1 pseudogene is annotated in these 596 nt (G+C 40.3%); it reads left to right on the top strand.

From position 1 onward, the window contains the following. Positions 1–527, top strand: a pseudogene (locus tag V7122_RS19985) (type I glyceraldehyde-3-phosphate dehydrogenase); the annotation flags it as partial. Positions 528–596: the final 69 nt, after the last annotated feature.

Genomic DNA, 596 nt, shown 5'->3' with positions numbered 1-596 from the left:
GCATTGAAAATGGACTAATGACTACGGTTCATGCTTATACGAACGACCAGAACAATATAGACAATCCACATAAGGATTTACGCCGTGCCCGTGCTTGTGCACAATCTATTATTCCAACATCAACAGGTGCAGCTAAAGCGTTAACATTAGTGCTTCCTCATTTAAAAGGCAAGCTTCATGGAATGGCTTTACGTGTTCCAACACCAAACGTTTCTCTAGTTGACCTTGTAGTGGATCTTAAGTCCGATGTAACTGTTGATCAGGTCAATGCAGCATTTGAACAAGCTTCCGAAGGCGCTCTTAGCGGTATTTTAGATATTACTGATGAGCCATTAGTTTCAATCGACTTTAACACAAATCCGCATTCTGCTATCATTGATGGGTTATCCACAATGGTCATTGGAACGAATAAAGTAAAGGTTTTAGCATGGTATGACAATGAATGGGGCTACTCTTGCAGAGTTGTCGATTTAACAAAATATGTTGCACAGGAGCTTCTTAAACCTTCTGCAGTAAATGTTGGTTAATGAAATGCGCCTTGCAGCGCTATTAGGCATGCCAAAATTGGCATGCTTAATTTTTTTTGTCTAGCTCCA

The organism is Bacillus sp. JJ1532 (genome assembly GCF_036965085.1).
Taxonomy (GTDB): Bacteria; Bacillota; Bacilli; order Bacillales; family Cytobacillaceae; genus Cytobacillus.
This window is presented reverse-complemented; position numbering and strand designations above follow the sequence as displayed.